Annotated in this window: 22 protein-coding genes; 9 read left to right on the forward strand and 13 right to left on the reverse strand. The window is 67.1% G+C overall.

Annotated features, from left to right (window positions below):
• The first annotated feature begins 87 nt into the window (after positions 1-87).
• From QTH86_RS08710 to QTH86_RS08720, 3 genes are read left to right on the forward strand one after another with little or no spacing between them, the layout of a single operon-like run.
• Positions 88-1,548 carry a polyhydroxyalkanoate depolymerase gene (locus tag QTH86_RS08710; protein WP_286645073.1) on the forward strand — a complete coding sequence of 487 codons (1,461 nt, stop codon included), beginning with the start codon at positions 88-90 and terminating at the stop codon, positions 1,546-1,548.
• A gap of 7 nt (positions 1,549-1,555) precedes the next feature.
• Positions 1,556-2,164, forward strand: a complete 609-nt coding sequence (locus tag QTH86_RS08715; RefSeq protein ID WP_286645072.1) for an RnfABCDGE type electron transport complex subunit B — start codon at positions 1,556-1,558, stop codon at positions 2,162-2,164.
• Between the two features lie 25 nt (positions 2,165-2,189).
• Entirely contained in the window at positions 2,190-2,825 is a 636-nt protein-coding gene (locus QTH86_RS08720) for a LysE family translocator (protein ID WP_286645071.1), read from the forward strand.
• Positions 2,826-2,844: 19 nt separating this feature from the next.
• Here the strand turns inward: QTH86_RS08720 and QTH86_RS08725 are convergent, their stop codons facing one another.
• The 8 genes from QTH86_RS08725 to scpA are packed head-to-tail and all read right to left on the reverse strand — an operon-like array spanning position 2,845 to position 12,440.
• Complete coding sequence (locus QTH86_RS08725; RefSeq protein WP_444813647.1) at positions 2,845-3,339, reverse strand: VOC family protein; 495 nt, start codon at positions 3,337-3,339, stop codon at positions 2,845-2,847.
• Entirely contained in the window at positions 3,336-4,388 is a 1,053-nt protein-coding gene (gene bioB, locus QTH86_RS08730; protein ID WP_286645069.1) for a biotin synthase BioB, read from the reverse strand. The genes QTH86_RS08725 and bioB overlap by 4 nt, the downstream gene beginning before the upstream one ends.
• Entirely contained in the window at positions 4,388-6,436 is a 2,049-nt protein-coding gene (locus tag QTH86_RS08735; protein ID WP_286645068.1) for an acetyl-CoA carboxylase biotin carboxylase subunit, read from the reverse strand. The genes bioB and QTH86_RS08735 overlap by 1 nt, the downstream gene beginning before the upstream one ends.
• A 2-nt stretch (positions 6,437-6,438) precedes the next feature.
• A complete protein-coding gene (locus tag QTH86_RS08740) occupies positions 6,439-7,176 on the reverse strand; it encodes a hypothetical protein (protein WP_286645067.1) in 738 nt (245 codons plus the stop codon).
• On the reverse strand, positions 7,173-8,705 hold the full coding sequence (locus tag QTH86_RS08745; RefSeq protein ID WP_286645066.1) for an acyl-CoA carboxylase subunit beta: 1,533 nt from the start codon (positions 8,703-8,705) through the stop codon (positions 7,173-7,175). Before QTH86_RS08745 ends, QTH86_RS08740 begins: the two co-directional genes overlap by 4 nt.
• A gap of 38 nt (positions 8,706-8,743) precedes the next feature.
• Positions 8,744-9,754 carry a methylmalonyl Co-A mutase-associated GTPase MeaB gene (meaB, locus tag QTH86_RS08750; protein WP_444813799.1) on the reverse strand — a complete coding sequence of 337 codons (1,011 nt, stop codon included), beginning with the start codon at positions 9,752-9,754 and terminating at the stop codon, positions 8,744-8,746.
• A gap of 44 nt (positions 9,755-9,798) precedes the next feature.
• Positions 9,799-10,272: a GNAT family N-acetyltransferase gene (locus tag QTH86_RS08755; RefSeq protein ID WP_286645064.1), complete on the reverse strand. Its 474-nt coding sequence runs from the start codon at positions 10,270-10,272 to the stop codon at positions 9,799-9,801.
• On the reverse strand, positions 10,269-12,440 hold the full coding sequence (scpA, locus tag QTH86_RS08760; protein ID WP_286645063.1) for a methylmalonyl-CoA mutase: 2,172 nt from the start codon (positions 12,438-12,440) through the stop codon (positions 10,269-10,271). Before scpA ends, QTH86_RS08755 begins: the two co-directional genes overlap by 4 nt.
• A 105-nt stretch (positions 12,441-12,545) precedes the next feature.
• On the opposite strand from scpA, the gene QTH86_RS08765 reads away from it, so the two are divergent.
• From QTH86_RS08765 to QTH86_RS08785, 5 genes are all read left to right on the forward strand, one after another.
• The gene (locus QTH86_RS08765) at positions 12,546-13,193 is read left to right on the forward strand and encodes a GntR family transcriptional regulator (RefSeq protein WP_286645062.1); all 648 of its coding nucleotides are present in this window, start codon (positions 12,546-12,548) and stop codon (positions 13,191-13,193) included.
• Between the two features lie 342 nt (positions 13,194-13,535).
• Positions 13,536-16,067: a nitrite reductase large subunit NirB gene (gene nirB / locus QTH86_RS08770; protein WP_286645061.1), complete on the forward strand. Its 2,532-nt coding sequence runs from the start codon at positions 13,536-13,538 to the stop codon at positions 16,065-16,067.
• Positions 16,068-16,086: 19 nt separating this feature from the next.
• The gene (gene nirD, locus QTH86_RS08775) at positions 16,087-16,425 is read left to right on the forward strand and encodes a nitrite reductase small subunit NirD (protein WP_286645060.1); all 339 of its coding nucleotides are present in this window, start codon (positions 16,087-16,089) and stop codon (positions 16,423-16,425) included.
• A gap of 39 nt (positions 16,426-16,464) precedes the next feature.
• Positions 16,465-17,277 (forward strand): formate/nitrite transporter family protein, encoded by an 813-nt coding sequence (locus tag QTH86_RS08780; protein ID WP_262074332.1) that lies wholly within the window; start codon positions 16,465-16,467, stop codon positions 17,275-17,277.
• Positions 17,274-19,010, forward strand: coding sequence for a bifunctional protein-serine/threonine kinase/phosphatase (locus tag QTH86_RS08785; RefSeq protein ID WP_286645059.1), 1,737 nt, complete (start codon positions 17,274-17,276; stop codon positions 19,008-19,010). The genes QTH86_RS08780 and QTH86_RS08785 overlap by 4 nt, the downstream gene beginning before the upstream one ends.
• 7 nt (positions 19,011-19,017) lie before the next feature.
• Here QTH86_RS08785 and QTH86_RS08790 read toward each other — a convergent pair whose 3' ends face one another.
• From QTH86_RS08790 to QTH86_RS08800, 3 genes are all read right to left on the reverse strand, one after another.
• Positions 19,018-20,571 (reverse strand): methyl-accepting chemotaxis protein, encoded by a 1,554-nt coding sequence (locus tag QTH86_RS08790; RefSeq protein WP_286645058.1) that lies wholly within the window; start codon positions 20,569-20,571, stop codon positions 19,018-19,020.
• A gap of 107 nt (positions 20,572-20,678) precedes the next feature.
• Positions 20,679-21,677 (reverse strand): tRNA dihydrouridine(20/20a) synthase DusA, encoded by a 999-nt coding sequence (gene dusA, locus QTH86_RS08795; RefSeq protein WP_286645057.1) that lies wholly within the window; start codon positions 21,675-21,677, stop codon positions 20,679-20,681.
• A 74-nt stretch (positions 21,678-21,751) separates the two neighbouring features.
• Positions 21,752-21,970, reverse strand: a complete 219-nt coding sequence (locus QTH86_RS08800) for a hypothetical protein (RefSeq protein WP_286645056.1) — start codon at positions 21,968-21,970, stop codon at positions 21,752-21,754.
• Positions 21,971-22,218: 248 nt separating this feature from the next.
• Here QTH86_RS08800 and QTH86_RS08805 point away from each other — a divergent pair, with 248 nt between their 5' ends.
• On the forward strand, positions 22,219-22,623 hold the full coding sequence (locus QTH86_RS08805) for a hypothetical protein (RefSeq protein WP_286645055.1): 405 nt from the start codon (positions 22,219-22,221) through the stop codon (positions 22,621-22,623).
• An 18-nt stretch (positions 22,624-22,641) separates the two neighbouring features.
• On the opposite strand, the gene QTH86_RS08810 is transcribed toward QTH86_RS08805, so the two are convergent.
• Positions 22,642-24,333: a cation:proton antiporter domain-containing protein gene (locus tag QTH86_RS08810; protein WP_286645054.1), complete on the reverse strand. Its 1,692-nt coding sequence runs from the start codon at positions 24,331-24,333 to the stop codon at positions 22,642-22,644.
• A gap of 127 nt (positions 24,334-24,460) precedes the next feature.
• Positions 24,461-25,198, reverse strand: coding sequence for an acetoacetyl-CoA reductase (gene phbB / locus QTH86_RS08815; RefSeq protein ID WP_286645053.1), 738 nt, complete (start codon positions 25,196-25,198; stop codon positions 24,461-24,463).
• Positions 25,199-25,203: the final 5 nt, after the last annotated feature.

The raw sequence follows: 25,203 nt of genomic DNA on the forward strand, positions 1-25,203 counted from the left end.
TGACAGGGCTTAGGGTTCGGACCCTACGCCCGAACCCTGGTTCTGCCGATATATTGCACTGCAACAACCAGCCCTCCAGGGATCACGATGCTCTATCACCTCTATGAAGCCCAGCGGTCCCTGATGGAACCGCTGACGGACTTCGCCCAGGCCGCCGCCAAGCTCTTCAGCAACGGGACCTCGCCGCTGTCGAGCACGCCGATGGCACAGCGCATGGCGGCCGGCTACGACCTGCTCTATCGGCTGGGCAAGGACTACGAGAAGCCGGAATTCGGCCTCAGCTCGGTCGACGTGGATGGCAACAACGTGGTCATCCAGGAGGTCGTCGAACTCGACAAGCCTTTCTGCCAGTTGCGGCGCTTCAAACGCTTCACCGACGACCCGGCCACGCTGCAGCTGCTCAAGAAGCAGCCCGTGGTGCTGGTCGTGGCACCGCTGTCGGGCCACTACGCCACGCTGCTGCGCGACACGGTGCGCACCTTGTTGAAGGACCACAAGGTCTACATCACCGACTGGAAGAACGCGCGCACGGTGCCGATGTCGGAAGGCGCTTTCCATCTCGACGACTACATCCACTACGTCGAGGAGTTCATCCGCCACCTCCAGGCCGAATACGGCAATTGCCACGTGATCAGCGTGTGTCAGCCCACGGTGCCGGTGCTGGCCGCCGTGTCGCTCATGGCGAGCCGTGGCGAACAGACGCCACTGTCGATGACGATGATGGGCGGCCCGATCGACGCGCGCAAGTCGCCCACGGCGGTCAACAACCTCGCGATGAACAAGAGCTTCGAGTGGTTCGAGAACAACGTGATCTACCGCGTGCCCGAGAACTTTCCGGGCGCCGGCCGGCGCGTGTACCCCGGCTTCCTGCAGCACACGGGTTTCGTCGCGATGAACCCCGACCGCCATGCGACCAGCCACTACGACTACTTCAAGGACCTGATCAAGGGCGACGACGCCAGCGTCGAGGCGCACCGCAAGTTCTACGACGAGTACAACGCCGTGCTCGACATGGACGCCGACTACTACCTGGAGACCATTCGCGCCGTATTCCAGGAATTCATGCTGGTCAACGGCACCTGGGACGTGCGCAATGCCGACGGATCGATCGAACGGGTCAAGCCGCAGGACATCACCGGCAGCGCGCTGCTCACGGTCGAAGGCGAACTCGACGACATCTCCGGCTCGGGCCAGACGCAGGCCGCGCACGATCTCTGCACCGGCATCCCGAAGACACAGCGCCAGCACTATGAGGTCCAGGGTGCCGGCCACTACGGCATCTTCAGCGGACGTCGCTGGCGTGAACTCGTGTATCCGCAGCTCAAGGCCTTCATTGCCGCACACGACGCGCCACAGAAGCGTGCCGTTGCCTCGGCACCGACCGCCGTGACGGCCGAGGACACCGTGACCGCCAAGCCGGCCCGTCGCGCCAGTGCCGCACCGGCCCCAAAAGTGGTTCGGGCAGCCGCTAAAGCCCCTGCGAAAAAAGCCGCGGCCAAGCCCCCCGCACGCAAGGCCGCCGCCCCGGCCCGCCGGAGTGCACGCTAGTCCTGCCATGACACCGCCCGTCGTGCTCGCCCAGCGCCTGCACGACGCGCTGCCGCAGACGCAGTGCACGCGCTGCGGCTATCCCGATTGCCAGGCCTACGCCGAGGCCATCGCGCACGAGGGGGCCGCGATCAACCGCTGCCCGCCAGGCGGTGCCGAAGGTGTGGCACGCCTGGCCGCGTTGACCGGGATGCCGGTGCTGCCGCTCGATGCCGGGTGCGGCGACGAAGGCCCGCGCGCCATGGCCGTGATCGACGAGGCTTGGTGCATCGGCTGCACGCTGTGCCTCGATGCCTGCCCGACCGACGCCATCGTCGGCATCCACAAGCGCATGCACACCGTCATCGAGGCGCATTGCACCGGCTGCGAGCTGTGCATCCCGGTCTGCCCGGTGGACTGCATCTCGCTCGAGAACGAAACACCCGGCCACAGCGGCTGGCAGGCCTGGTCGAAGGCGCAGGCCGATGCGGCCCTGGCGCGCTACACCGTGCACCGGCAACGCCGGTCCGAATCGGCACAAGCGGCAGCGACCGCAGCCATCGAACCTGACGCCGACGCGCGCAAGCGCTCGATCGTCGACGCGGCGCTGGCCCGCGCCCGCAACGCCAAGCGCTGACAAGATCCAACGCCGACAACCCGCCATGACGATGCAAACCCTGCTCCTCTACGTGCTGGCATCGCTCCTGCTGGCCGTGACACCGGGGCCGACCATGCTGCTGGCACTGTCGAACGGCATTGCCGGTGGCATGCGCCGCGCGGCCTGGGGCATCGCCGGGGCGTCGCTGGGCAGCATCCTGATGATCGCCGCGGTCGCTGTCGGTTTGGGGTCGCTGCTGGCGGCGTCCGAATGGCTCTTCAACGCCCTGCGTGCCGCCGGCGTCATCTACCTGGTCTGGCTCGGCATCAAGCTGTGGCGCAGCGAACCGGCCGACCTGCGCGAGGCGCTGGCCCCGCCGGCCGCCTCGACATTGCCAGGTCGCCTGGCCCTGGCGCGCAGCCTGGCCGTGGCACTGTCGAACCCGAAGACGCTGTTGTTCTTCGCCGCCTTCCTGCCACAGTTCATCGACACGACGCGGCCGCAAGGGGGGCAGTACGTCGTGCTCGGCGCGATCTTCGTAGGGCTCGACACGCTGGTGATGCTGGCCTATGCCGCAGCCGGCACGCAGGCGGTGCGGTGGCTCTCGCGACGCAGCCTGCGCATGCTCGACCGTGGCTGCGCGCTCGGCATGTGGGCGCTGGCCGCCACGCTCGCGTTGTGGCGCCGCCCCGGCGCCTAAGCCGCGCGAGCGTTCCCGATCAGGCGGGCGCTGCCGCCAGCGCGGCGAAGGCCTTCACGACCTCGGCCGGTGCCTGCACCATCTCGATCAGCACGCCCTCGCCCGCGATCGGAAATTCGTCGTTCGCTTTCGGGTGCAGGAAGCAGATGTCGAAGCCGGCCGCCCCCTGTCGGATGCCGCCCGGCGCAAAGCGCACCCCCTGCGCGGTGAGCCATTCGACCGCCTTCGGCAGGTCGTCGATCCACAGGCCCACGTGATTGAGTGGCGTGGTGTGCACCGCGGGCTTCTTGTCCGGGTCGAGCGGCTGCATCAGGTCGACCTCGACCTTGAACGGCCCGACGCCCATCGCGCAGATGTCCTCGTCGACGTTCTCGCGCTCGCTCTTGAAGGTGCCCGTGACCTCGAGTCCCAACATGTCGACCCAGAGCTTCTGCAGGCGCAGCTTGTCCGGGCCGCCGATGGCGATCTGCTGGATGCCCAGGACCTTGAACGGGCGTTGCGGGACGGCGTTCACGCGCATGCTCCCGTGGCCGCGTGATCATGCAGGTCGTGGGGCTCGGTGCTGGCGGTGCGGTGGCCATGGAGCCCCAGCTTGGCGAGCAGTTGCACGTCGGCCTCCACATCGGGATTGCCCGTGACCAGCAGCTTGTCGCCGTAGAAGATCGAGTTGGCGCCGGCCATGAAGCACAGGGCCTGCACCGCGTCGCCCATCTGCTGGCGGCCGGCCGACAGCCGCACCCGCGCCTTGGGCATCGTGATGCGCGCCACCGCGATCACGCGCACGAAGTCGAAGGGATCGATGGGGTCGCTGTCGGCCAGCGGCGTGCCGGGCACCCGCACCAGGCTGTTGATCGGCACCGACTCGGGGTACGGCTGCAGGTTGGCCAGTTGCGCGATGAGCCCGGCACGGTGCACCGGCGCTTCGCCCATGCCCACGATGCCGCCGCAGCACACGCTGATGCCGGCGCTGCGCACGTGTTGCAGGGTGTCGAGCCGGTCCTGGTAGGCGCGCGTGCTCACCACGTCGGTGTAGTACTCGGGCGCGGTGTCGAGGTTGTGGTTGTAGTAGTCGAGCCCGGCATCCTTGAGCGCCGTGGCCTGGTGCGCTTCGAGCATGCCCAGCGTGGCGCAGGTCTGCAGGCCCAGGCCCTTCACGGCGCCGATCAGCTCGGCCACTTTCTCGATGTCGCGGTCCTTGGGGGCGCGCCATGCCGCGCCCATGCAGAAGCGCGTCGCGCCCGCGTCCTTGGCGGCTTGCGCGGCGCGCACCACCTCGTCGACCGCCATCAGCTTCTCGGCCTTCACACCGGTATCGAACTCCGCCGCCTGCGGGCAGTAGCCGCAGTTCTCGGGGCAGCCACCGGTCTTGACCGACAGCAGCGTGGCCAGTTCGATCGTGCCCTCGGGCCAGTGCTGGCGATGCACGGTCTGCGCCTCGAAGAGCAGGTCCATCAGCGGCTTGTCGAGCAGCGCCTGGATCGCCTCGACCGTCCAGTCGCCTTGCGGCGCGGCTACCTTGGTCGGCCGGTGAACCGTCACGGCCTGCAAGTCGTTGGCACCCATCAGTTGAACTCCAGAATGATTTGATCGACGGCGAGCGACTCGCCCTTGGTCGCCGAAATGGTGCCGACCACGCCGTCCTGCGTGGCAAACAGCACGTTCTCCATTTTCATCGCCTCGATCACCGCGAGCTTCTCGCCGGCCTGCACCTGCTGCCCCGGCTGCACCGACACCTCGACCAGCAGGCCCGGCATCGGTGACATGAGGAACTTGCTCAGGTCCGGCGGCGCCTTGTAGGGCATCAGCTTCTGCAGGCGCGCGCCCAGCGGCGACAGCACCATCGCCTCGATCTGCGTGCCGTTGTGCGACACGCGCAGCGCCAGCGGGTTCTTGCCGGCGCCACGTTCGACCTGCGCGACGAAGGGCTTGTCGTTGACCACGCCCTCGACCCGCACCGCGCCGAGCGAGACGCTGCTGCCGATCTGGTAGATCCTGTCGCCGACCTGCACCGCGCTCGACCCGTTGGCCCCCTTGAAATCCGTCACCGACACCGGTGTGTGCACATGCTCGCCCTTGGCATCGAGCGTGACCACGACGAACTGCTCGGCGATCTTCACGCCATGCCCTTCGAGCTGGCCGCTGATGCCCGAGGCACGTGCGCGGTAGCGGCGGTGCATGAAGGCCGCGAGCGCGACCAGGAAGCGCGGGTCGTCGTGCGGCACGTCTTCGGCGTGGAAGCCCTGGCTGTAGTGCTCGGCGATGAAGCCCGTGTTGAAGTCGCCGCTGACGAACTTCGGGTGCGCGAGCAGCGCGGCCTGGAACGGGATGTTGCTGCTGATGCCGCGGATCACGAAGCCGTTGAGCGCCTCGCGCATCAGCGCGATCGCATGGGCGCGGTCCTTGCCGTGCACGATCAGCTTGGCGATCATCGAGTCGTAGAACATCGGGATCTCGCCGCCGTCGTACACGCCGGTGTCGACGCGAACGCCATACAGGTGCTCGGTGTCGGCCGAGAACATCGTCTCCTTGGGCGGCTGGAACTTCACCAGGCGGCCGGTCGACGGCAGGAAGTTGCGGAACGGGTCTTCGGCATTGATGCGGCACTCGATGGCCCAGCCGTTGCGCTTCACGTCCGCCTGCTTGAGCGGCAACGGCTCGCCGGCCGCCACGCGGATCATCAGCTCGACGAGATCGAGGCCGGTGATGCACTCGGTGACCGGGTGTTCCACCTGCAGCCGCGTGTTCATCTCCAGGAAATAGAAGTCCTGGTCCTTGCCCACGACGAACTCGACGGTGCCGGCCGACTGGTATTGCACGGCCTTCGCCAGCGCCACGGCCTGCTCGCCCATCGCCTTGCGCGTCGCGTCGCTGATGAAGGGGGACGGCGCCTCCTCGATGACCTTCTGGTGCCGGCGCTGGATAGAGCACTCGCGCTCGTTCAGGTAGATCACGTTGCCCTGCGAGTCGCCCAGCACCTGGATCTCGATGTGGCGGGGCTGCTCGACGAACTTCTCGATGAAGATGCGGTCGTCTCCGAAGGAGTTGCGCGCTTCGTTCTGGCAGGCCGTGAACCCTTCGAGCGCCTCCTTGTCGTTGAAGGCCACACGCAGGCCCTTACCGCCGCCGCCGGCCGAGGCTTTGATCATCACCGGGTAGCCGATGTCCTTGGCGATCTGCACCGCTCGCTCGGCCGATTCGATGGCCTCGTTCCAGCCGGGGATGGTGTTGACCTTGGCGTCGTTCGCGAGCTTCTTGGACGCGATCTTGTCGCCCATCGCCGCGATCGAGTAGTGCTTCGGGCCGATGAAGACGATGCCCTCTTCCTCGACCTTGCGCGCGAAGGCCTCGTTCTCCGACAGGAAGCCATAGCCCGGGTGCACCGCTTCGGCGCCGGTTTTCTTGCACGCGGCGATGATGCGGTCGGCCTGCAGGTAGCTGTCGCGGCTGGCCGAGCCGCCGATGTGCACGGCCTCGTCGGCCAGCTCGACATGGCGCGCGTCCTTGTCGGCGTCGGAGTAGACGGCGACCGTGAGGATGCCCATTTTCTTGGCGGTCTTGATGACGCGGCAGGCGATCTCGCCGCGGTTAGCGATCACGATTTTCTTGAACATGGTCATAGTTCGTCTGAGAGCCGGTTACAAAGATCAATACAAACGTTCAAAAGATCTTGCGCTTCGTCAATATCGAAACGGAGATCAGGGTGCTGAGTCTTATTGCGAAATCTCTTCCGGATGTGTTCAATCTGACCAGTGATCGCGAGATCGACAGCCGGGGTGTGATTCTTCAATGCCGTTTCTAGACTACCCCAAGTAGACTTATCCGGAACTGGACCTATCAATTTGACGTGAAAGGCGCCAAGGACTGCCTCAGTTGCACGAAGCGCATGAAAAGCAGACGCAGTACTTCGCTCAAAAAGAATGCATTTTCCTGCCTCCGAGAAGTCAAATCTCGCAAGCTCCGGGAGCTTCTTAAAGGCATTGGACTTAAAAAGTTTCGGAATTTCTTCAAAGAGCTTCCTGAAATCGTACCGCTTCTCGGCCACGCTAAATGCGGGAATATCCTCCAACTCGGCGTTGATTGTTAGCACAACTTTTTCTACGTTGTCGCTTAAGTCTCTCGCCTGATGCTCAGTAATTTCTTTTTCCTTTCCCTTCTTAATTGATTCGATAGAAACTCCTACAGTTTTCTCGAACACACGAAGAGATACCCTGAACCCTTCTTCGACTAAGCCTTCACGACACGATTCAGCCGACTCAATTAGAAATTCCTTGGAATCGCCTCGGCGCGCACGATGCAAAACAGCGACCGAGTAACCAAAGCTAAAGAATTGGTTTAACTTGCGAATTTTCACAGCGGAATGTTCCCGTGCTTGCGCCACGGGTTCTCGAGCTTCTTCTCGCGCAGCATGACGAGCGAGCGGCAGATGCGCTTGCGCGTCTCGCTCGGCAGGATCACGTCGTCGATGTAGCCGCGCGTGCTGGCCACGTACGGGTTCGCGAAGCGGGCCTTGTATTCGGCCTCGCGGGCCGCCAGCTTCTCGGGGTCGTTCTTGTCTTCGCGAAAGATGATCTCGACCGCGCCCTTGGCGCCCATCACCGCGATCTCGGCGCGGGGCCAGGCCAGGTTGACGTCGCCGCGCAGGTGCTTGGACGCCATCACGTCGTAGGCACCGCCGTAGGCCTTGCGCGTGATGACGGTGATCTTCGGCACGGTGCACTCGGCGTAGGCATAGAGCAGCTTGGCGCCGTGCTTGATGATGCCGCCGTATTCCTGAGACGTGCCGGGCATGAAGCCGGGCACGTCGACGAAGGTGACGACGGGGATGTTGAACGCGTCGCAGAAACGCACGAAGCGCGCGGCCTTGATCGAGCTCTTGATGTCCAGGCAACCGGCCAGCACCAGCGGCTGGTTGGCCACGATGCCCACGCTCTGGCCCTCCATGCGCGCGAAGCCGATCACGATGTTCTTCGCATAGTCGGGCTGCAGCTCGAAGAAGTCGCCGTCGTCGACCACCTTGGTGATCAGCTCCTTCATGTCGTAGGGCTTGTTGGCGTTCTCGGGCACCAGCGTGTCGAGCGACAGGTCGGCGCGGTCGGCCGGGTCGCCGCTCGGGCGCACGGGCGGCTTCTCGCGGTTGTTGAGCGGCAGGTAGTTGTAGAGGCGGCGCAGCATCATCAGCGCCTCCACGTCGTTCTCGAAGGCCATGTCCGCCACGCCGCTCTTGGTCGTGTGCGTGATCGCGCCGCCCAGTTCCTCGGCCGTCACGTCCTCGTGCGTCACGGTCTTCACGACCTCGGGGCCGGTGACGAACATGTAGCTCGAATCGCGCACCATGAAGATGAAGTCGGTCATGGCCGGCGAATACACCGCGCCGCCAGCGCACGGGCCCATGATCATGCTGATCTGCGGCACGACGCCCGAGGCCATCACGTTGCGCTGGAACACGTCGGCATAGCCGCCAAGCGAGGCCACGCCTTCCTGGATGCGGGCGCCGCCCGAGTCGTTGAGGCCGATGACCGGCGCGCCGACCTTCATGGCCTGGTCCATCACCTTGCAGATCTTCTCGGCATGCGCTTCGCTCAGCGCACCGCCGAACACGGTGAAGTCCTGGCTGAAGATGAAGACCAGGCGGCCGTTGATCATCCCGTAGCCGGTGACCACGCCGTCGCCCGGAATCTTGTTGTCGGCCATGCCGAAGTCGACCGAGCGGTGCTCGACGAACATGTCCCATTCCTCGAAGGTGCCGTCGTCCAGCAGCAGCTCGATGCGCTCGCGCGCCGTCAGCTTGCCCTTCTTGTGCTGCGCGTCGATGCGCTTCTGTCCACCGCCGAGGCGCGCCTGGGCGCGTCGTTGTTCGAGTTGTTCGAGGATTTCTTTCATGGCATTCAGTCTGGAAGATGAATCGGAAGAGAGTGTGATCAGGAAGCCTGCGATGCTTGCGCGGCGAGTAGTTGGCGTGCGGCGGTCGATGCAGGCAAGCGGCCCGCTGCCACCTGCGCGATCGTGTCGGGCAGCAGCTCGCGCACCGCCGGGTGCTGGCGGAAGGCCTGCTTCAGGCCGGCGTCGATGCGCTCCCACATCCACGACAGCGCCTGCTTCTCGCGGCGGGTGGCGCGCTTGCCGTTGGCGTCCTGCAGCTGCTTGAAGCGCAGGACGGAGGCCCAGAAGGCATCGACGCCCGTGCCGAGCAGCGCACTCAGTTGCATCACCTGCGGCTGCCAGAAGCGCACTTCGGCCTCGGGCGAGCCGGGTTCGGCATGCGCGGCCCTCAGCATCTCGGCATGTGCCGGGTTGCCGTGGTGGCCGAAGAGGCGCAGCGCCGACGTGATCTGCGCCTGCGCGCGCGTGGCGGCATCGCGGTCCAGGTCGGCCTTGTTGATGACCACCAGGTCGGCGATTTCCATCACGCCCTTCTTGATGGCCTGCAGGTCGTCGCCGGCATTCGGCAGCTGCATCAGCACGAACATGTCGGTCATGCCGGCCACCGCGGTTTCGCTCTGGCCGACGCCCACCGTCTCGACGATGACGACGTCGTAGCCGGCCGCCTCGCACACCAGCATCGCCTCGCGCGTCTTCTCCGCCACGCCGCCCAGCGTGCCGCTCGACGGGCTGGGGCGGATGTACGCCTTCTCGTGTACCGACAGCCGCTCCATGCGGGTCTTGTCGCCGAGGATGGAGCCGCCGGAGACGGTCGATGACGGGTCGATGGTGAGTACCGCCACGCGGTGCCCCTGCGCGATCAGGTACAGGCCGAGCGCCTCGATGAAGGTGGACTTGCCGACACCGGGCACGCCGGAAATTCCAAGGCGGAAGGACCGGCCCGTGTGCGGCAGCAGCGCCGTCAGCAAGGCATCGGCCTGCGTGCGATGGTCGGTGCGCGTCGATTCGAGCAGCGTGATCGCCTTGGCGATCGCGCGGCGCTGGGCCATGCCGCTCGAGCCGACGATCGCCGCTTCGATCGCGTTCGCCGAATTCAGCACGTCGCCTCCGTCGGGACGTGCCAGCGGTAGTGCAGGTCCACGCCCTCCTCGCCTTCGAGCACGAAGCCGTGCCGCAGGTAGAAGCGGTTGGCATCGCTCTGCACGAGGGCGGTGAGCGTGATGTCGCGTTTCTGCTCGCGCGCTTGCGCCTTCGCCCAGCGCATGACCCACTCGCCGATGCCGCGGCCCTGGAAGCCGGTGCGCAGGTACAGGTGATCGAGACGCAGGGCATCCGGGCCTTCGGGCTTGAGCGTGACGAAGCCGACGCGCTGTTCCCCATCGATGACGATGTGATGCATGAAGGGCACCACGAAGCCGGCACTGAGGCGCTCGCGCGAACGCACCAGGTCGAAACGACCGACGCGCTCCAGGCTCGGGCGCATCGCGTCGATGCGCACCGCCAGCATGTCCTCGAAATCGCCGGAATCCACCGGCTGCAGCGACAGCCGCGACAGGAGATCGCTCACGCTGCGTCTTTGGCTGCGACCGATGCGCGGATCTGTTCGAGCACGTCCTTGGCGCTCGCCGGGATCGGCGTGCCGGGGCCGTAGATGCCCTTCACGCCAGCCTCGTACAGCATCTCGTAGTCGCCGCGTGGGATCACGCCGCCGACGAACACGATGATGTCATCGGCGCCCTGCTTCTTGAGCTCTTCGATGATCGCGGGCACCAGCGTCTTGTGGCCGGCGGCGAGCGTCGAGACGCCGACCGCATGCACGTCGTTCTCGATGGCCTGGCGGGCGCATTCCTCCGGCGTCTGGAACAGCGGCCCCATGTCGACGTCGAAGCCTAGGTCGGCGAACGCCGTGGCCACGACCTTGGCGCCGCGGTCGTGCCCGTCCTGGCCCAGCTTGGAGATCATCACGCGCGGACGGCGGCCCTGTTCTTCGGCGAATACGGCGATCTCGTGCTGCAGCGCCTCCCAACCCTCGGCCGAGTCGTAGGCGGCGGCGTAGACGCCGGTCACCTTCTGCGTGTCGGCGCGGTGGCGGCCGTACACCTTCTCCAGGGCGTCGCTGATTTCGCCGACCGTCGCGCGCAGACGCACCGCGTCGATGCTCAGCGCCAGCAGGTTGCCTTCGCCGCTCTCCGCGGCGGCGGTCAGTGCATCGAGTGCGGCTTGCGTCTTCGCACTGTCGCGGCTGGCGCGGATCGCCTTGAGCTTGGCAATCTGTCCGTCACGCACCTTCACGTTGTCGATCGACAGACTCTCGATCGCGTCCTCCGTCTTGAGCTTGTACTTGTTGACGCCGACGATCACGTCGCGGCCCGAGTCGATGCGCGCCTGCTTGTCGGCCGCCGCGGCCTCGATCTTGAGCTTGGCCCAGCCGCTGTCGACGGCCTTGGTCATGCCGCCCATCGCCTCGACCTCTTCGATGATCGTCCACGCCGCATCGGCCATGTCCTGCGTGAGCTTCTCCATCATGTAGCTGCCTGCCCAGGGGTCGATCACGCTGGTGATGTGGGTCTCTTCCTGAATGATGAGCTGTGTGTTGCGCGCAATGCGCGCGCTGAACTCGGTCGGCAGCGCGATGGCCTCGTCGAGCGCGTTGGTGTGCAGCGACTGCGTGCCACCAAACACCGCGGCCATCGCCTCGATGGTGGTGCGCACCACGTTGTTGTACGGGTCCTGCTCGGTCAGCGACCAGCCCGAGGTCTGGCAGTGCGTGCGCAGCATCAGGCTCTTGGGGTTCTTCGGCTCGAACTCCTTCATGATCCGGCACCACAGCAGGCGCGCGGCGCGCATCTTGGCGACTTCCAGGTAGAAGTTCATGCCGATGGCCCAGAAGAAGGAGAGGCGCCCGGCGAACACGTCCACGTCGAGGCCCTTGGCCAGCGCGGTCTTCACGTATTCCTTGCCGTCGGCCAGCGTGAAGGCCAGCTCCAGCGCCTGGTTGGCGCCGGCTTCCTGCATGTGGTAGCCGCTGATGCTGATCGAGTTGAACTTCGGCATCTTCTCTGCCGTGTACTCGATGATGTCGCCGATGATCCGCATGCTCGGCGCGGGCGGAAAGATGTAGGTGTTGCGGACCATGAACTCCTTGAGGATGTCGTTCTGGATGGTTCCGCTCAGCTGGTCCTGCGCCACGCCCTGCTCTTCGGCGGCCACCACGTAGCCGGCCAACACCGGCAGCACGGCGCCGTTCATCGTCATCGACACCGAGACCTTGTCGAGCGGGATCTGGTCGAACAGGATCTTCATGTCCTCCACCGAATCGATCGCCACGCCGGCCTTGCCGACGTCGCCGGTCACGCGCGGATGGTCGCTGTCGTAGCCGCGGTGGGTGGCCAGGTCGAAGGCCACGCTCACGCCCTGCCCGCCCGCAGCCAGCGCCTTGCGATAGAAGGCGTTGGACTCCTCGGCGGTCGAGAAGCCGGCGTACTGGCGGATGGTCCACGGCCGCACCGCGTACATGGTGGCCTGCGGGCCGCGCAGGTAGGGCTCGAAGCCGGGCAGCGTGTCGGTGTACTTCAGGCCTTCGAGGTCGGCCGCGGTGTAGAGCGGCTTGACCGTGATGCCGTCGGGCGTGCGCCAGTTCAGCGCCTCGAGGTTGCCGCCGGGTGCGGACTTGGCCGCGGCCTTCGTCCATGCCGCCAGATCGGCGGGCTTGAAGGTGGGTTCGGGAGTGCTCATGGCTTGGCGGACGCGGTGGTTCGCGCTCGTCTCGGTGTTGGTTTAGCCAAGTCTAACCATCCGTAATTATTAATTCAAACGAAATTTCTGCGGTACATTCGCGGCATGTCCGCCGCCACCCTCACGCCCCGCGCCCTCTATGAAGAGGTGGCCGAACTGCTGCGCCAGCGCATCTTCAGTCGCGAGCTCGAGCCGGGCAGCTGGATCGACGAGCTGAAGATCGCGGAGGAATACGGCATCAGCCGCACCCCCCTGCGCGAGGCGTTGAAGGTGCTGGCCGCCGAAGGCCTGGTGACGATGAAGGTGCGCCGCGGCGCCTATGTGACCGAGGTGTCGCAGCAGGACCTGGCGGACGTGTACCACCTGCTCTCGCTGCTGGAGTCCGACGCCGCCGGCGTGGCGGCCGAGCGCGCGACCGAGGCACAGCTGCACACCCTGCAGGTGCTGCATGCCGAACTGGAAGCCGCTGCCATCCCGGGCCAGGTCGACCGCGAGCATTTCTTCGCCCTCAACGAGCGCTTTCACATGCAGTTGCTCGCCATCGCCAACAACCGCTGGCGCGACCAGATGGTGGCCGACCTGCGCAAGGTGATGAAGCTCAACCGTCACAACTCGCTGCTCAAGTCGGGGCGCATCGACGAGTCGCTGCGGGAGCACCGCGCGCTGATGGCCGCGATCGTGGCCCGGGACCCTGCCGCCGCCATGGCCCGGATGCGCGAGCACTTCCGCAACGGACTCGAAGCGGCGGCCTGAGCGCTGCGCCGTTCTGCCCCATTATTGGGGCTGGGCGCCCGACCTGGGGCCGACATGGTGCGCGGCATGCCCGCATTTCACCGATTCCCCCGCCAATCGGCCCGATTCACCAGGCACGAATCGTGCATGAACTGCAGTGACCACCGCCGCAGTGCCGCTGCGATGGTCTTCGCCTCCGCCAACGACGGCGGAACCCGAGCCTCCCGACGCGTTCATCCGCCCGGCACTCGGTCGTTCCAACCCGATTTCGTTCCGCATCTCGCGGGGGCCCCTGGCTGTGTCGCACCCTCTGTGACGCCGCCACTGCACGGCACCCACGGGGCCGGACGTGCAGGATTCAACATGAAAATCATCGTCGTCGGTCATGGCATGGTGGGCCACAAGTTCCTCGAAGAACTTCACCAGCAGGGCCTCTCGCATGCCGAGGTCACGGTGCTCTGCGAGGAACCTCGCGCCGCCTACGACCGGGTGCACCTCTCCGAATTCTTCGCCGGCAAGACGGCCGACGACCTGTCGCTGGTCGCGCCGGACTTCTTCGCGCGCAGCGGCTTCTCGCTGCGTCTGGCGGCACGGGCCGCCGCCATCGAGCGCCGCGACAACACCGTGACGACCGTCGACGGCGAGGTGCTTCACTACGACAAGCTGGTGCTGGCCACGGGGTCGGTCCCCTTCGTGCCGCCGGTGCCGGGCCGCGACAGGCCGCACACCTTCGTCTACCGCACCATCGAAGACCTGGAGGGCATGAAGGCCAGCGGCGCCCACTCCAAGACCGGCGTCGTGATCGGCGGCGGCCTGCTCGGGCTCGAATGCGCCAAGGCGCTGCGCGACCTGGGCCTGGAGACCCACGTCGTCGAGTTCGCGCCGCGCCTGATGGCCGTGCAGGTCGACGACGGCGGCGGGCGCGTGCTGCGCACCAAGATCGAGGAGCTGGGCGTGCGGGTGCACACCGGTCGCAACACGGTGGACATCACCGACGGCGCCACGGCCCGCCACCGCATGGTGTTCGCCGACGGCACCTGGTTGGAGACCGACATGATCGTGTTCTCCGCCGGCATCCGCCCGCGCGACGAACTGGCGCGGCAGAGCGCGCTGGTCGTCGGCGCGCGCGGCGGCATCGCCATCGACAGCCACTGCCGCACCAGCGACCGCGACGTCTACGCGATCGGCGAATGCGCGTCGTGGAACGACCAGACCTTCGGCCTGGTGGCACCGGGCTACGAGATGGCGCGCGTGGCGGCCCGGCACGTGGCCGGCGATGCCGAGGCGGCCTTCGCCGGGGCCGACATGAGCACCAAGCTCAAGCTGATGGGCGTCGACGTGGCGAGCATCGGTGACGCGCACGGCAAGACGCCCCACAGCCGCAACTACCAGTACATCGACGAGCGCAAGCAGGTCTACAAGAAGATCGTGGTCAGCGAGGACGGCAAGACCTTGCTCGGTGCCGTGCTGGTGGGCAACGCCGACGAGTACGGCACGCTGCTGCAGATGGCGCTCAACGGCATCGCGCTGCCGGCGGAACCGGAGTTCCTGATCCTGCCGTCGAGCGACGGCAAGGCCAAGCCGGGCCTGGGCGTGGAGGCGCTGCCCGAGACCGCGCAGATCTGCTCATGCAACAACGTGAGCAAGGCGCAGATCGGCGCGGCCGTCGGCGACGGCGCCTGCACCGTCGCCGAGATCAAGGCCTGCACCAAGGCCGGCGCCACCTGCGGCGGTTGCGTGCCGCTGGTCACGCAGGTCATGAAGTTCGAGATGGCCAAGCGCGGCATGGCGGTCAACAACCACCTGTGCGAGCACTTCGCCTATTCGCGCCAGGAGCTCTACCACCTGGTGCGCGTCGGGCAGATCAAGACCTTCGACGACCTGCTGCACAAGCACGGCAAGGGCCTGGGCTGCGACATCTGCAAGCCGGTGGCCGCGAGCGTGCTGGCCTCGGTCTGGAACGAGTTCGTGCTCAAGCCCCAGCTGGCCAGCCTGCAGGACAGCAACGACTACTTTCTGGGCAACATCCAGAAGGACGGCACCTACTCCGTCGTGCCGCGCATGCCCGGCGGCGAGGTCACGCCCGACGGCCTGATCGCCGTGGGCCAGGTGGCCAAGAAGTACGGCCTGTACACCAAGGTCACGGGCGGTGCGCGCGTGGACATGTTCGGCGCGCGCGTCGACCAGTTGCCGCTGATCTGGGAAGAGCTGATCGCGGCCGGCTTCGAGAGCGGCCATGCGTACGGCAAGTCGCTGCGCACCGTGAAGAGCTGCGTGGGCTCGACCTGGTGCCGCTACGGCGTGGACGACTCGGTCGGCCTGGCCGTGCAGCTGGAGAACCGCTACAAGGGCCTGCGCGCACCGCACAAGATCAAGTTCGGCGTCTCGGGCTGCACCCGCGAATGCGCCGAAGCGCAGGGCAAGGACGTGGGCATCATCGCCACCGAGAAGGGCTGGAACCTCTACGTCTGCGGCAACGGCGGCATGAAGCCGCGCCACGCCGAACTCATCGCCAGCGACCTGAGCAAGGACGCGCTCATCGCGCTGATCGACCGCTTCCTGATGTTCTACGTGCGCACGGCCGACCGCCTGCAGCGCACCAGCACCTGGCGCGACAACCTCGAAGGCGGCCTCGACTACCTCAAGGACGTGCTGATCGCCGACAGCCTGGGCCTCGGCGCCGAGCTGGAAGCCCAGATGCAGCACGTGGTCGACACCTACCAGTGCGAATGGAAGACCGCCGTGACCGACCCGACGGTGCGCCAGCGTTTCCGCACCTTCGTCAACAGCGACAAGGCAGACGAACGCATCGTCTTCATCCAGGAGCGCGGGCAGATCCGTCCGGCCCGGCCTGACGAAACCGCTGCGGCGCCGCCCGAGGCCACGCCAGCCTGACCCCACGAGAACCATGCACATGCCCACCGATACCCTGCAATGGACCGCCGTCTGCGCGGCCGACGACATCCTCCCGAACACCGGCGTCTGCGCGCTGGTGCAGGGGCGCCATGTCGCGGTCTTCCGCATCGGCGACGACCAGTTCCACGCCATCGACAACATCGACCCGCAATCCGGCGCCAGCGTGCTCTCGCGCGGGCTGGTCGGCAGCCTGGGCGACCGTGTCGTGGTCGCCTCGCCGCTCTACAAGAACCACTTCGACCTGCGCACCGGCGAATGCCTCGAGGCGCCACAGAACTCGGTGCGCCCCCACGCCGTGCGTGTGGACGGCGGCCGCGTGCTGGTCGCCCACGGCTGAACGCCCTTCCCTTTCTTATTTCTCTCTTTAGGTATTCACATGGCCTATCTCGCACCTGCCGAATTCGTGACCAAGATGGTCGACGCCGGCGAATCCAAGCTGCTGATGTCGACGCGCGACACGCTGATCCGCTCCTACATGGCCGGCGCCATCCTCGCGCTGGCGGCCGCCTTCGCCGTCACCGTGACGGTCAACACGGGCAACGCGCTGGTCGGCGCGATGCTGTTCCCGGTCGGCTTCATCATGCTGTACCTCATGGGCTTCGACCTGCTGACCGGCGTGTTCACCCTCGCGCCGCTGGCCGTGTTCGACAAGCGCCCAGGCGCCACCTGGGGCGGCGTGATGCGCAACTGGAGCCTGGTGTTCTGCGGCAACTTCGCCGGCGCGCTGACGGTGGCCGTCTTCATGGCGATCATCTTCACCTTCGGCTTCAGCGAAGCGCCCAACGCCGTCGGCGAGAAGCTTGGCCACATCGGCGAAGGCCGCACCGTGGGCTATGCCGCGCACGGCGCCGCCGGCATGCTGACGCTGTTCATCCGCGGCGTGATGTGCAACTGGATGGTCTCCACCGGCGTGGTCGCGGCCATGATGTCGACCACGGTGTCGGGCAAGGCCATCGGCATGTGGATGCCGGTCATGATCTTCTTCTACATGGGCTTCGAGCATTCGATCGTCAACATGTTCCTGTTCCCCACCGGGTTGATGCTCGGCGGCAAGTTCACGCTGATGGACTACCTGATCTGGAACGAGATCCCGACCGTGCTGGGCAACCTCGTGGGCGGCCTGACCTTCGTCGGCGCGACGCTGTACGCCACGCACTACAAGACCGGGCCCAAGCGCAAGATCGCATGAGCCGGGGCCTGCGGGTCACGCTGGGCCAGCATTCGCTGGCCAGTACGCAGCACGCCAACCAGGATTTCCACGGCGCCTGCCTGCCGTCGGGGCATGTCCTCGCGAGCAAGGGCATCGCGCTGGCACTCGCCGACGGCATCAGCTCCAGCCCGGTGAGCCAGGTGGCGGCCCAGACCGCCGTGCGCGCCTTCCTGGAGGACTACTACGCGACCTCCGATGCGTGGTCGGTCCGGCGCGCCGCGCAGCGCGTACTGGCTGCCACCAACGCCTGGCTGCACGCCCAGAACATGCGCGGGGACGCGCGCTTCGACCGCGACCGCGGCCATGTCTGCACCTTCAGTGCGCTGGTCCTCAAGGGTCGCGACCTGCACCTGCTGCATGTCGGCGATGCCCGTCTGTTCCGCCTGCATACCCACGCGCTGGAGCAGCTGTCGGAAGACCACCGCGTCCGCCTGTCCTCGGCCGAGTCCTACCTGGGCCGCGCCCTGGGCACCGGCCCGAATGTCGAGATCGACTACCGCACCTGGGAGGCCGAGCGCGGCGAGGTCTACCTGCTGGCGACCGACGGTGCCTACGCGCACCTCGATGCCGCGGCGGTGCATGACGCGCTGACCCGCCATGCCGACGACTTCGACGCCGCGGCGGCCTGGCTGGTGGCGCGGGCGCGGGAACGCGGCAGCCTCGACGACGCCACGCTGCAGTTGCTTCGCATCGACGAATTGCCCGACGCCGATGCGCCTCACCCGCAACTCACCCGCGAGGGCCTGGCCCTGCCGCCGCCGCTGGCGCCGCGCACCGTGTTCGAGGGCTTCACCATCGTGCGCGAGCTGCAGATCAGCGCGCGCAGCCACGTGTATCTCGCGTTGGACAGCGACACCCAGCAGCAGGTCGTGCTCAAGACACCGTCGACGGACCTGCGGGACGACGCCGAGGCGCTCGACCGCTTCGTGCTGGAGGAATGGGTCGCGCGCCGCATCGACAGCCCGCACGTGCTCAAGGCCTGGACCGGGGACCGCCCGCGCAGCCATCTGTTCGTGGCGATGGAGTACATCGACGGCCAGACCCTCGCGCAATGGATGGTGGACCACCCGCGGCCGTCGCTCGACAGCGTGCGCGCCATCGTGTCGCAGCTGGCCCGGGGCCTGCAGGCGCTGCACGGGCGCGAGATGCTGCACCAGGACCTGCGCCCCGAGAACGTGATGATCGACCGGCACGGCACGGTGAAGCTCATCGACCTGGGCACCGTGCATGTGGCGGGGCTGGCCGAAGGCCGGCACGACCCGCACACGGCCGCCGCACCGGGCACCTTGCAGTACATGGCGCCGGAGTACCTGCTGGGCCATGGCGGCAGCCCGCGCGCCGACCTGTTCTCGCTGGCCGCCATCGCCTACCAGATGCTCAGCGGCCAACTGCCCTACGGCCTGCAGGCGGCGCGGGTTCGCACGCCGCGCGATGTGCGTGGCCTGCACTACGTGCCGCTGCGCCCCATCCGGCCGGAGCTGCCCGGCTGGCTGGACGCGGTGCTCGGCAAGGCACTGCACCCCGATCCGGCCAAGCGGCAGGAAGCCGTGTCGGAGTTCGCGCACGACCTGAAGTCGCCCGGCCCGTCGTTCCATCGCTCGCGGGCCGCGCCCCTGGTGGAGCGCCATCCGGTGCGCTTCTGGCAGGGTGTCGCCCTGCTCCTGGCACTGACCACCCTGCTGCTGGCCGGACTGCGCGTGCTGGGCCGCTGAACCCGCGTCAAGCGGTCAGCTTGAACGTGCCGACCGCCTCCGACAGCTTCAGGACCTGATCCTTCAGGCTTTCCGTCGCGGCGGTCGACTGCTCCACCAGGGCCGCGTTCTGCTGCGTCATCTGGTCGAGCTGCGTGATCGCCTCGTTGACCTGGCCCACGCCTTCGCTCTGCTCGCCGGCGGCGGTGCTGATCTGGCTGATGATGTCGGTCACGCGGCCGACCGAGCCGAGCAGTTCTTTCATCGTCGAACCGGCGGTGTCGACCAGCCGGGCACCGGACTCGACCTTGCTCATGCTGTCGCCGATCAGTTCCTTCACCTCGCGCGCCGCCACCGCGCTGCGCTGCGCCAGGCTGCGCACCTCGCCGGCCACCACCGCGAAGCCGCGGCCCTGTTCACCGGCACGCGCGGCTTCCACCGCGGCATTGAGCGCCAGGATGTTGGTCTGGAAGGCGATGCCGTCGATCACGCCGATGATGTCGCCGATCTTGCGCGAGGCGCCTGCGATGGCTTCCATGGTGGTCACCACGTCGGCCACCACGTCACCGCCACGCGTCGCCACGCCCGACGCCGACAGCGCCAGCGCATTGGCCTGGCGCGCCGCCTCGGCGCTCTCGCGTACGGTGGCGGTCAGCTGCTCGACGCTAGCCGCCGTCTGCTGCAGGTTGAAGGCGGTCTGCTCGGTGCGCGTCGAGAGGTCGCGGTTGCCCATGGCGATCTCGGTGCTGGCGGTCGTGATGGAACCGCTCGCGTCGTGCACGCTGGCGACCAGTTCGGCCAGCTTGCCCTGCATGGCGCCCATGTCGGACACCAGCAGCTGGACCTCGTCACGGCCGGTGGCGGCGATCGGCGCGATGCTGAGGTCGCCAGCCGCGACACGCTCGGCCATGCGCGAGGCCTCCTGCAGCGGATGGACGATCGAGCGCGCCAGCGCCCAGCCGCAGGCGATGCTCACCAGCAGGCCGAGCGCGATGCCCGCGGCCAGCATCGTGATGCCTTCGCGCTCGCTGCGCTGGGCGGCGGCACGCGCCACCTCGACCCGGTCGGCCTGGTAGGCCGCCAGGTCGTCGACCGCCTTGGCGTAGGCCTCGGCGGCCGGGCGCAGGCGTTTGCCGATCTCGTCGCTCGAGACGGTCTCACCGGCCGCCTTCTGCTTGACCAGCCCGTCGCGCACGACGCGGAATTTGCCGCCGGCCTCGTCGATCGCGGCGAAGAGTTCCTTGGTGCGCTCGTTGTCGGCCAGGCTTTCCAGGGTCTTGCGAACGACCTCCGAACGCGCCGAGGTCGCCTTGCGGTCGGCGTTGACACGGGCGGTGAAGCCGGCATCGTCGGTGTGCATCAGGGCCTCGGCACGCGCCGAACTCAGCACGACGATGGCATGCAGCTCGCGGGCCAGCAAGGCACGCTGGGCCGACGCGCCGCCCAGGTCATTGGCGATGTCCTGCAGCTTGTCGAGCCGCCAGATGCCGATGCCGGCGGCCAGCGAGGTGACCAGCATCACCAGCCCGAAAGCCAGCGCCAGCCGGGGTGCGAGGCGCAGACGAGAGAGAAGGGAAGCCATGGGAGATCCTTGAAATGGGCGCGCCCGACCGGTCCTGGAGGGGTGGACCGATCCGGACAAGGTCCCGATCAAGGGTTATCGACCATGGCGGCCGAAACTTGAACCCGTCAGTCGGCCAGCGCCGGCTCCACCGGTTGCGCATGGGCCAGCGCCATCACCGCATGGGGTGCCTCGCCCTTGAGGCGGTGGTCGCTCCACACCTGGCGCCATCGGCGTGCGCCGGGCAGGCCGTTGCGCAGGCCCAGCATGTGGCGTGCGATGTTCGACCAGGGCGTGCCGTGCTCGGCAGCTTCGCGCACCATGTAGTCGCACATCTGCCGCTCGATGTCCTCGCGCGACAGCGCGCGCGCCGGCTCGCCGAAGAAGGCCGCATCCCATTCGGCCAGCCACCAGGGGTTGTGGTACGCCTCGCGGCCGACCATCACGCCGTCGAGCAGCCGCAACTGCTGGTGCACCTGCTCGGTCCGCGCGATGCCGCCGTTGATGGAAAAACGCAGCGCCGGGAAGTCGTGCTTGAGCCGATGGACCAGCTCGTAGCGCAGCGGCGGCACCTCGCGGTTCTGCTTGGGCGACAGGCCCTGGAGCCAGGCATTGCGGGCATGGACGATGAAGGTGATGCAACCCGCTTCGCTCACCGTGCCCACGAAGTCGCGCACGAACGCGTAGCTCTCGGTCTTGTCGATGCCGATGCGGTGCTTGACCGTGACCGGCACGTCGACCACGTCGACCATCGCCTTCACGCCATCGGCCACCAGCTGCGGCTCGGCCATCAGGCAGGCGCCGAAGGCCCCGCGCTGCACGCGCTCGCTCGGGCAGCCGCAGTTCAGGTTGATCTCGTCGTAGCCCCAGTCCTCACCGAGCTTGGCGCAGTGCGCCAGGTCGGCCGGCTCGCTGCCGCCGAGCTGCAGGGCCACGGGATGCTCCTCCGCGTTGAAGCGCAGGTGGCGCGGCACGTCGCCGTGCACCAGCGCACCGGTCGTGACCATCTCGGTGTAGAGCAGGGCACGGTGCGTCAGCAGGCGGTGGAGGAATCGGCAGTGGCGGTCGGTCCAGTCCATCATCGGGGCGACGGACAGCCGGTCGGCGGCGTAGGCAGTGGGTTCCATGGAGCCCGCGATTTTCCCGCCTTTTCGATGAGCAGCGCTTTGCAGGGGTCCGCCCCCCCTGCGACGCCTGGCCGTCAGTCGCGCGGGCCGCCGTTACCGAACATGCGCCGCATCGCGGCGAGCCCGGCCACCAGGGCGTTGGCGTACGTGGCGTACGGGTCGGCGGAGGACTCGACGGGGAGGTAGGGCAGCGCCTCTTCCATGGCGTAGTCGGTGGCCTCCATCAGGACCCAATAGAACTCGCCCTCCTCGAGCTCGTGCACCGTCAACGCGATGTTTCGCAATGGGGACATTGGCTGGGGAAGTGATGAATCAAGGGCACCCGTGCATCGTAGGCACGGCACCTGAAAACGCCTGCGGAGAAAGTCACGGTCTATTACAAATGTCAATCGATGGCGCTGAAATGCCCGTCGTTGCCGACAACAACGGGCATTTTGCACACTTGGCTCGCTTGCTTCTCCTACATCGCCGCGTGCGGATGTCGGCCTACGCTCGCAGCGCTTCAAGCACCCGATGAACCACCGCGATGGAGAAACGCGCCATGAAAAACTTTTCACTCGACTCCAGCATGACGGCCGCCATCGGCGGCGCCTTCTACCCCACGGGCTATTCCATGGTGATGTTTCCCGATCCCGACGATGCCAAGCGCGTGGGCCAGCAGTTGGCCGACAAGGGATTCAGCGCCGACGCGATCTACCTGATTCCGCCCGACATCCTGCTGTCGCAGATCACGCCGACCACCAGCGGTGGCGACAACCCACTGCCCAGCGCCGGCACCGAGGGTGCGACCGTGCGCGCCTACACCAAGCTCGCCCGCGAGGGCCACGGGGCGCTGCTGGTGAAGACCAAGGACGAGGACGCTGCCAAACGGCTGATGGACGTCGTACGCACGGTGCCCTACTCCATCGCGCAACGCTACCGGATGCTGGTGATCGAAGACCTCTGACCGGCAGCCGCCGCTGACTCAGGCGGGCGTCGCCCGGCGCACCACGTCGCGCGCCATGGCCTGCGCCAGCTCGTGCTCGCCGAGGAAGACCGTCACGGCGGCCTCCTGCGTCAGGAGCCGGGCCTCGTCTTCGTTGTGGCTGCGAATGACCGTTTCGATGGCCGGGTTGAGCGTGCGTGCCGTCTCGACCATCTGGCGCACGTTCATCGCATCGGGTGCCGCAATCACCAGCACCCTGGCCCGTGCGATGTGCGCCTGGATCAGCACGGAGGGTTCCGAGGCATCGCCCCACACGGCAGCCACGCCATCCGCCCGCAGTTTCTCGACCAGTTCCCGGTTCTGTTCCGCCACCACGAAGGGAATGCGGTGCGCCGTCAGCGCCGCGGCGATGCGCCGGCCGACGCGCCCATAGCCCACCAGCACCACCTGGCGCGACAGGTAGCGCGCCTCGGTCGTCGTCGGCAGTTCCGCCAACGGGTCGTCGCGTGCCTCGAGGCCGCGCGCGAAGGACGAATGGGCATGCAGCCACTTCTGCAGAGGCGCGATCAGGCTGAACCACAGCGGATTGGTCGCAATGGAGATCAGCGCACCCGCCAGGATCAGGCTCTGCCCTTCGGTCGGCATGAGCTTGAGCGACACGCCCAGGCCGACCAGGATGAAGGAAAACTCGCCGATCTGCGCCAGGCTGGCGCTCACCGTCAGCGCCGTGTTCAGCGGATAGCGGAACGCCAGCACCAGCACGCAGGCGGCGATCGACTTGCCCACCACGATGACCAGCACCACCGCCAGCACCTGCAGCGGCCGGTCGATGAGCACCGACGGGTCGAACAGCATGCCGACCGAAACGAAGAAGAGCACCGCGAAGGCGTCGCGCAGCGGCAGCGATTCCTCGGCCGCGCGCTGGCTGAATTCGGATTCGCGCATCACCATGCCGGCGAAGAAGGCCCCCAGCGCGAAGGACACGCCGAAGAGCGCCGCGGAAGCGAAGGCGATGCTCACGGCCGCCGCCACCACGCACAGCGTGAACAGCTCGCGCGAATTGGTGCGCGCGACCTGCCAGAGGATCCACGGAAAGGCCCGGCGGCCGACCACCAGCATCAGCGCCACGAAGCCGCCGACCTGCAGCAGCGTGACGCCCAGCGTGGTCCAGATCGCGCCGGCATCGGCGCCGTCGGCCGAACCGCCCAGCGTAGTCGCCAGCGGCGGCAACAGCACCAGCACCAGCACCATGGCCAGGTCCTCGACGACCAGCCAGCCGACCGCGATGCGCCCGGTGTAGGAGTCGAGCAGCCCAAGGCTTTCCAACGCGCGCAGCAGCACCACCGTGCTCGCCACCGAGAGCGCCAGGCCGAACACCAGCGCCGCGCCCAGCGGCCAGTCCCACCAGAGCGCCAGCGAGCCGCCCATCAGCGTCGCCACGGCGATCTGCACCAGCGCGCCGGGCACCGCGATCTTGCGAACCGCCAGCAGGTCGTCCAGCGAGAAATGCAGGCCGACGCCGAACATCAGCAGCATCACGCCGATCTCGGCGAGCTGCGCGGCGATCTCGGCGTCGGCCACAAAGCCGGGCGTGAACGGCCCGATGATCACGCCCGCGAGCAGGTAGCCGACCAGGGCCGGCAGCCGCACCCGCGCCGCCAGGAAGCCGAGCACGAGCGCGAGCCCGAGGCCGGCGGCGATGGTGTTGATCAGGGAAACGCTGTGGGGCATCCGGCGGTGTTGCTGCGTGGAGGTCGCTGAAGGAGCTTGGCGCACTTTAGCCTCCAGGTGCCAAAGCACCGGCGCGCCCAAGAAAAAACCCGCCGCAGCGGGTTCCTTCGTGCGGGCGCGTGGGCGCTCAATGCATGTGCAGGCCGCCGTTGACCGAGAAGTCGGCGCCGGTGGAGTAGCCGCCTTCGTCGGTGGCCAGCCACGAGATGATCGAGGCGATTTCGCTCGGCTTGCCCAGGCGCTTGACCGGGATCGTGGCGATGATCTTGTCCAGCACTTCCTGGCGGATCGCATTGACCATGTCGGTGCCGATGTAGCCCGGGCTCACGGTGTTGACCGTCACGCCCTTGTTGGCCATTTCCTGCGCCAGCGCCATGGTGAAGCCGTGCATCCCGGCCTTGGCGGCGGAATAGTTGGTCTGGCCGGCCTGGCCCTTGGCGCCGTTGACCGAGCTGATGTTGATGATGCGGCCCCAGCCCTTTTCCACCATGTCGGCCACCACCTGCTTGGTGACATTGAACATGCTGTTGAGGTTGGTCTCGATGACGGCGCTCCAGTCCTCCGGCGTCATCTTGAGGAACATGCGGTCGCGGGTGATGCCGGCGTTGTTGACCAGCACGTCGATGCTGCCGTGTTCGGCCTTGGCCTTGCTGAAGGCGTCGACGGTGGAATTCCAGTCGCCGACATTGCCGACCGAGGCGTGGAAGTCGAAGCCCTGCGCCTTCTGCTCGGCCAGCCATTTGCCGTAGTCGCGCGTCGGACCGCAACCCGCGATGACCGTGAACCCGTCCTTGTGGAGGCGCTGGCAGATGGCGGTTCCGATTCCCCCCATCCCACCGGTGACGTAGGCGACTTTCTTGCTCATGAATA

Origin of the sequence: Variovorax sp. J2L1-78, from assembly GCF_030317205.1 — a bacterium.
Classification (GTDB): domain Bacteria; phylum Pseudomonadota; class Gammaproteobacteria; order Burkholderiales; family Burkholderiaceae_C; genus Variovorax; species Variovorax arabinosiphilus.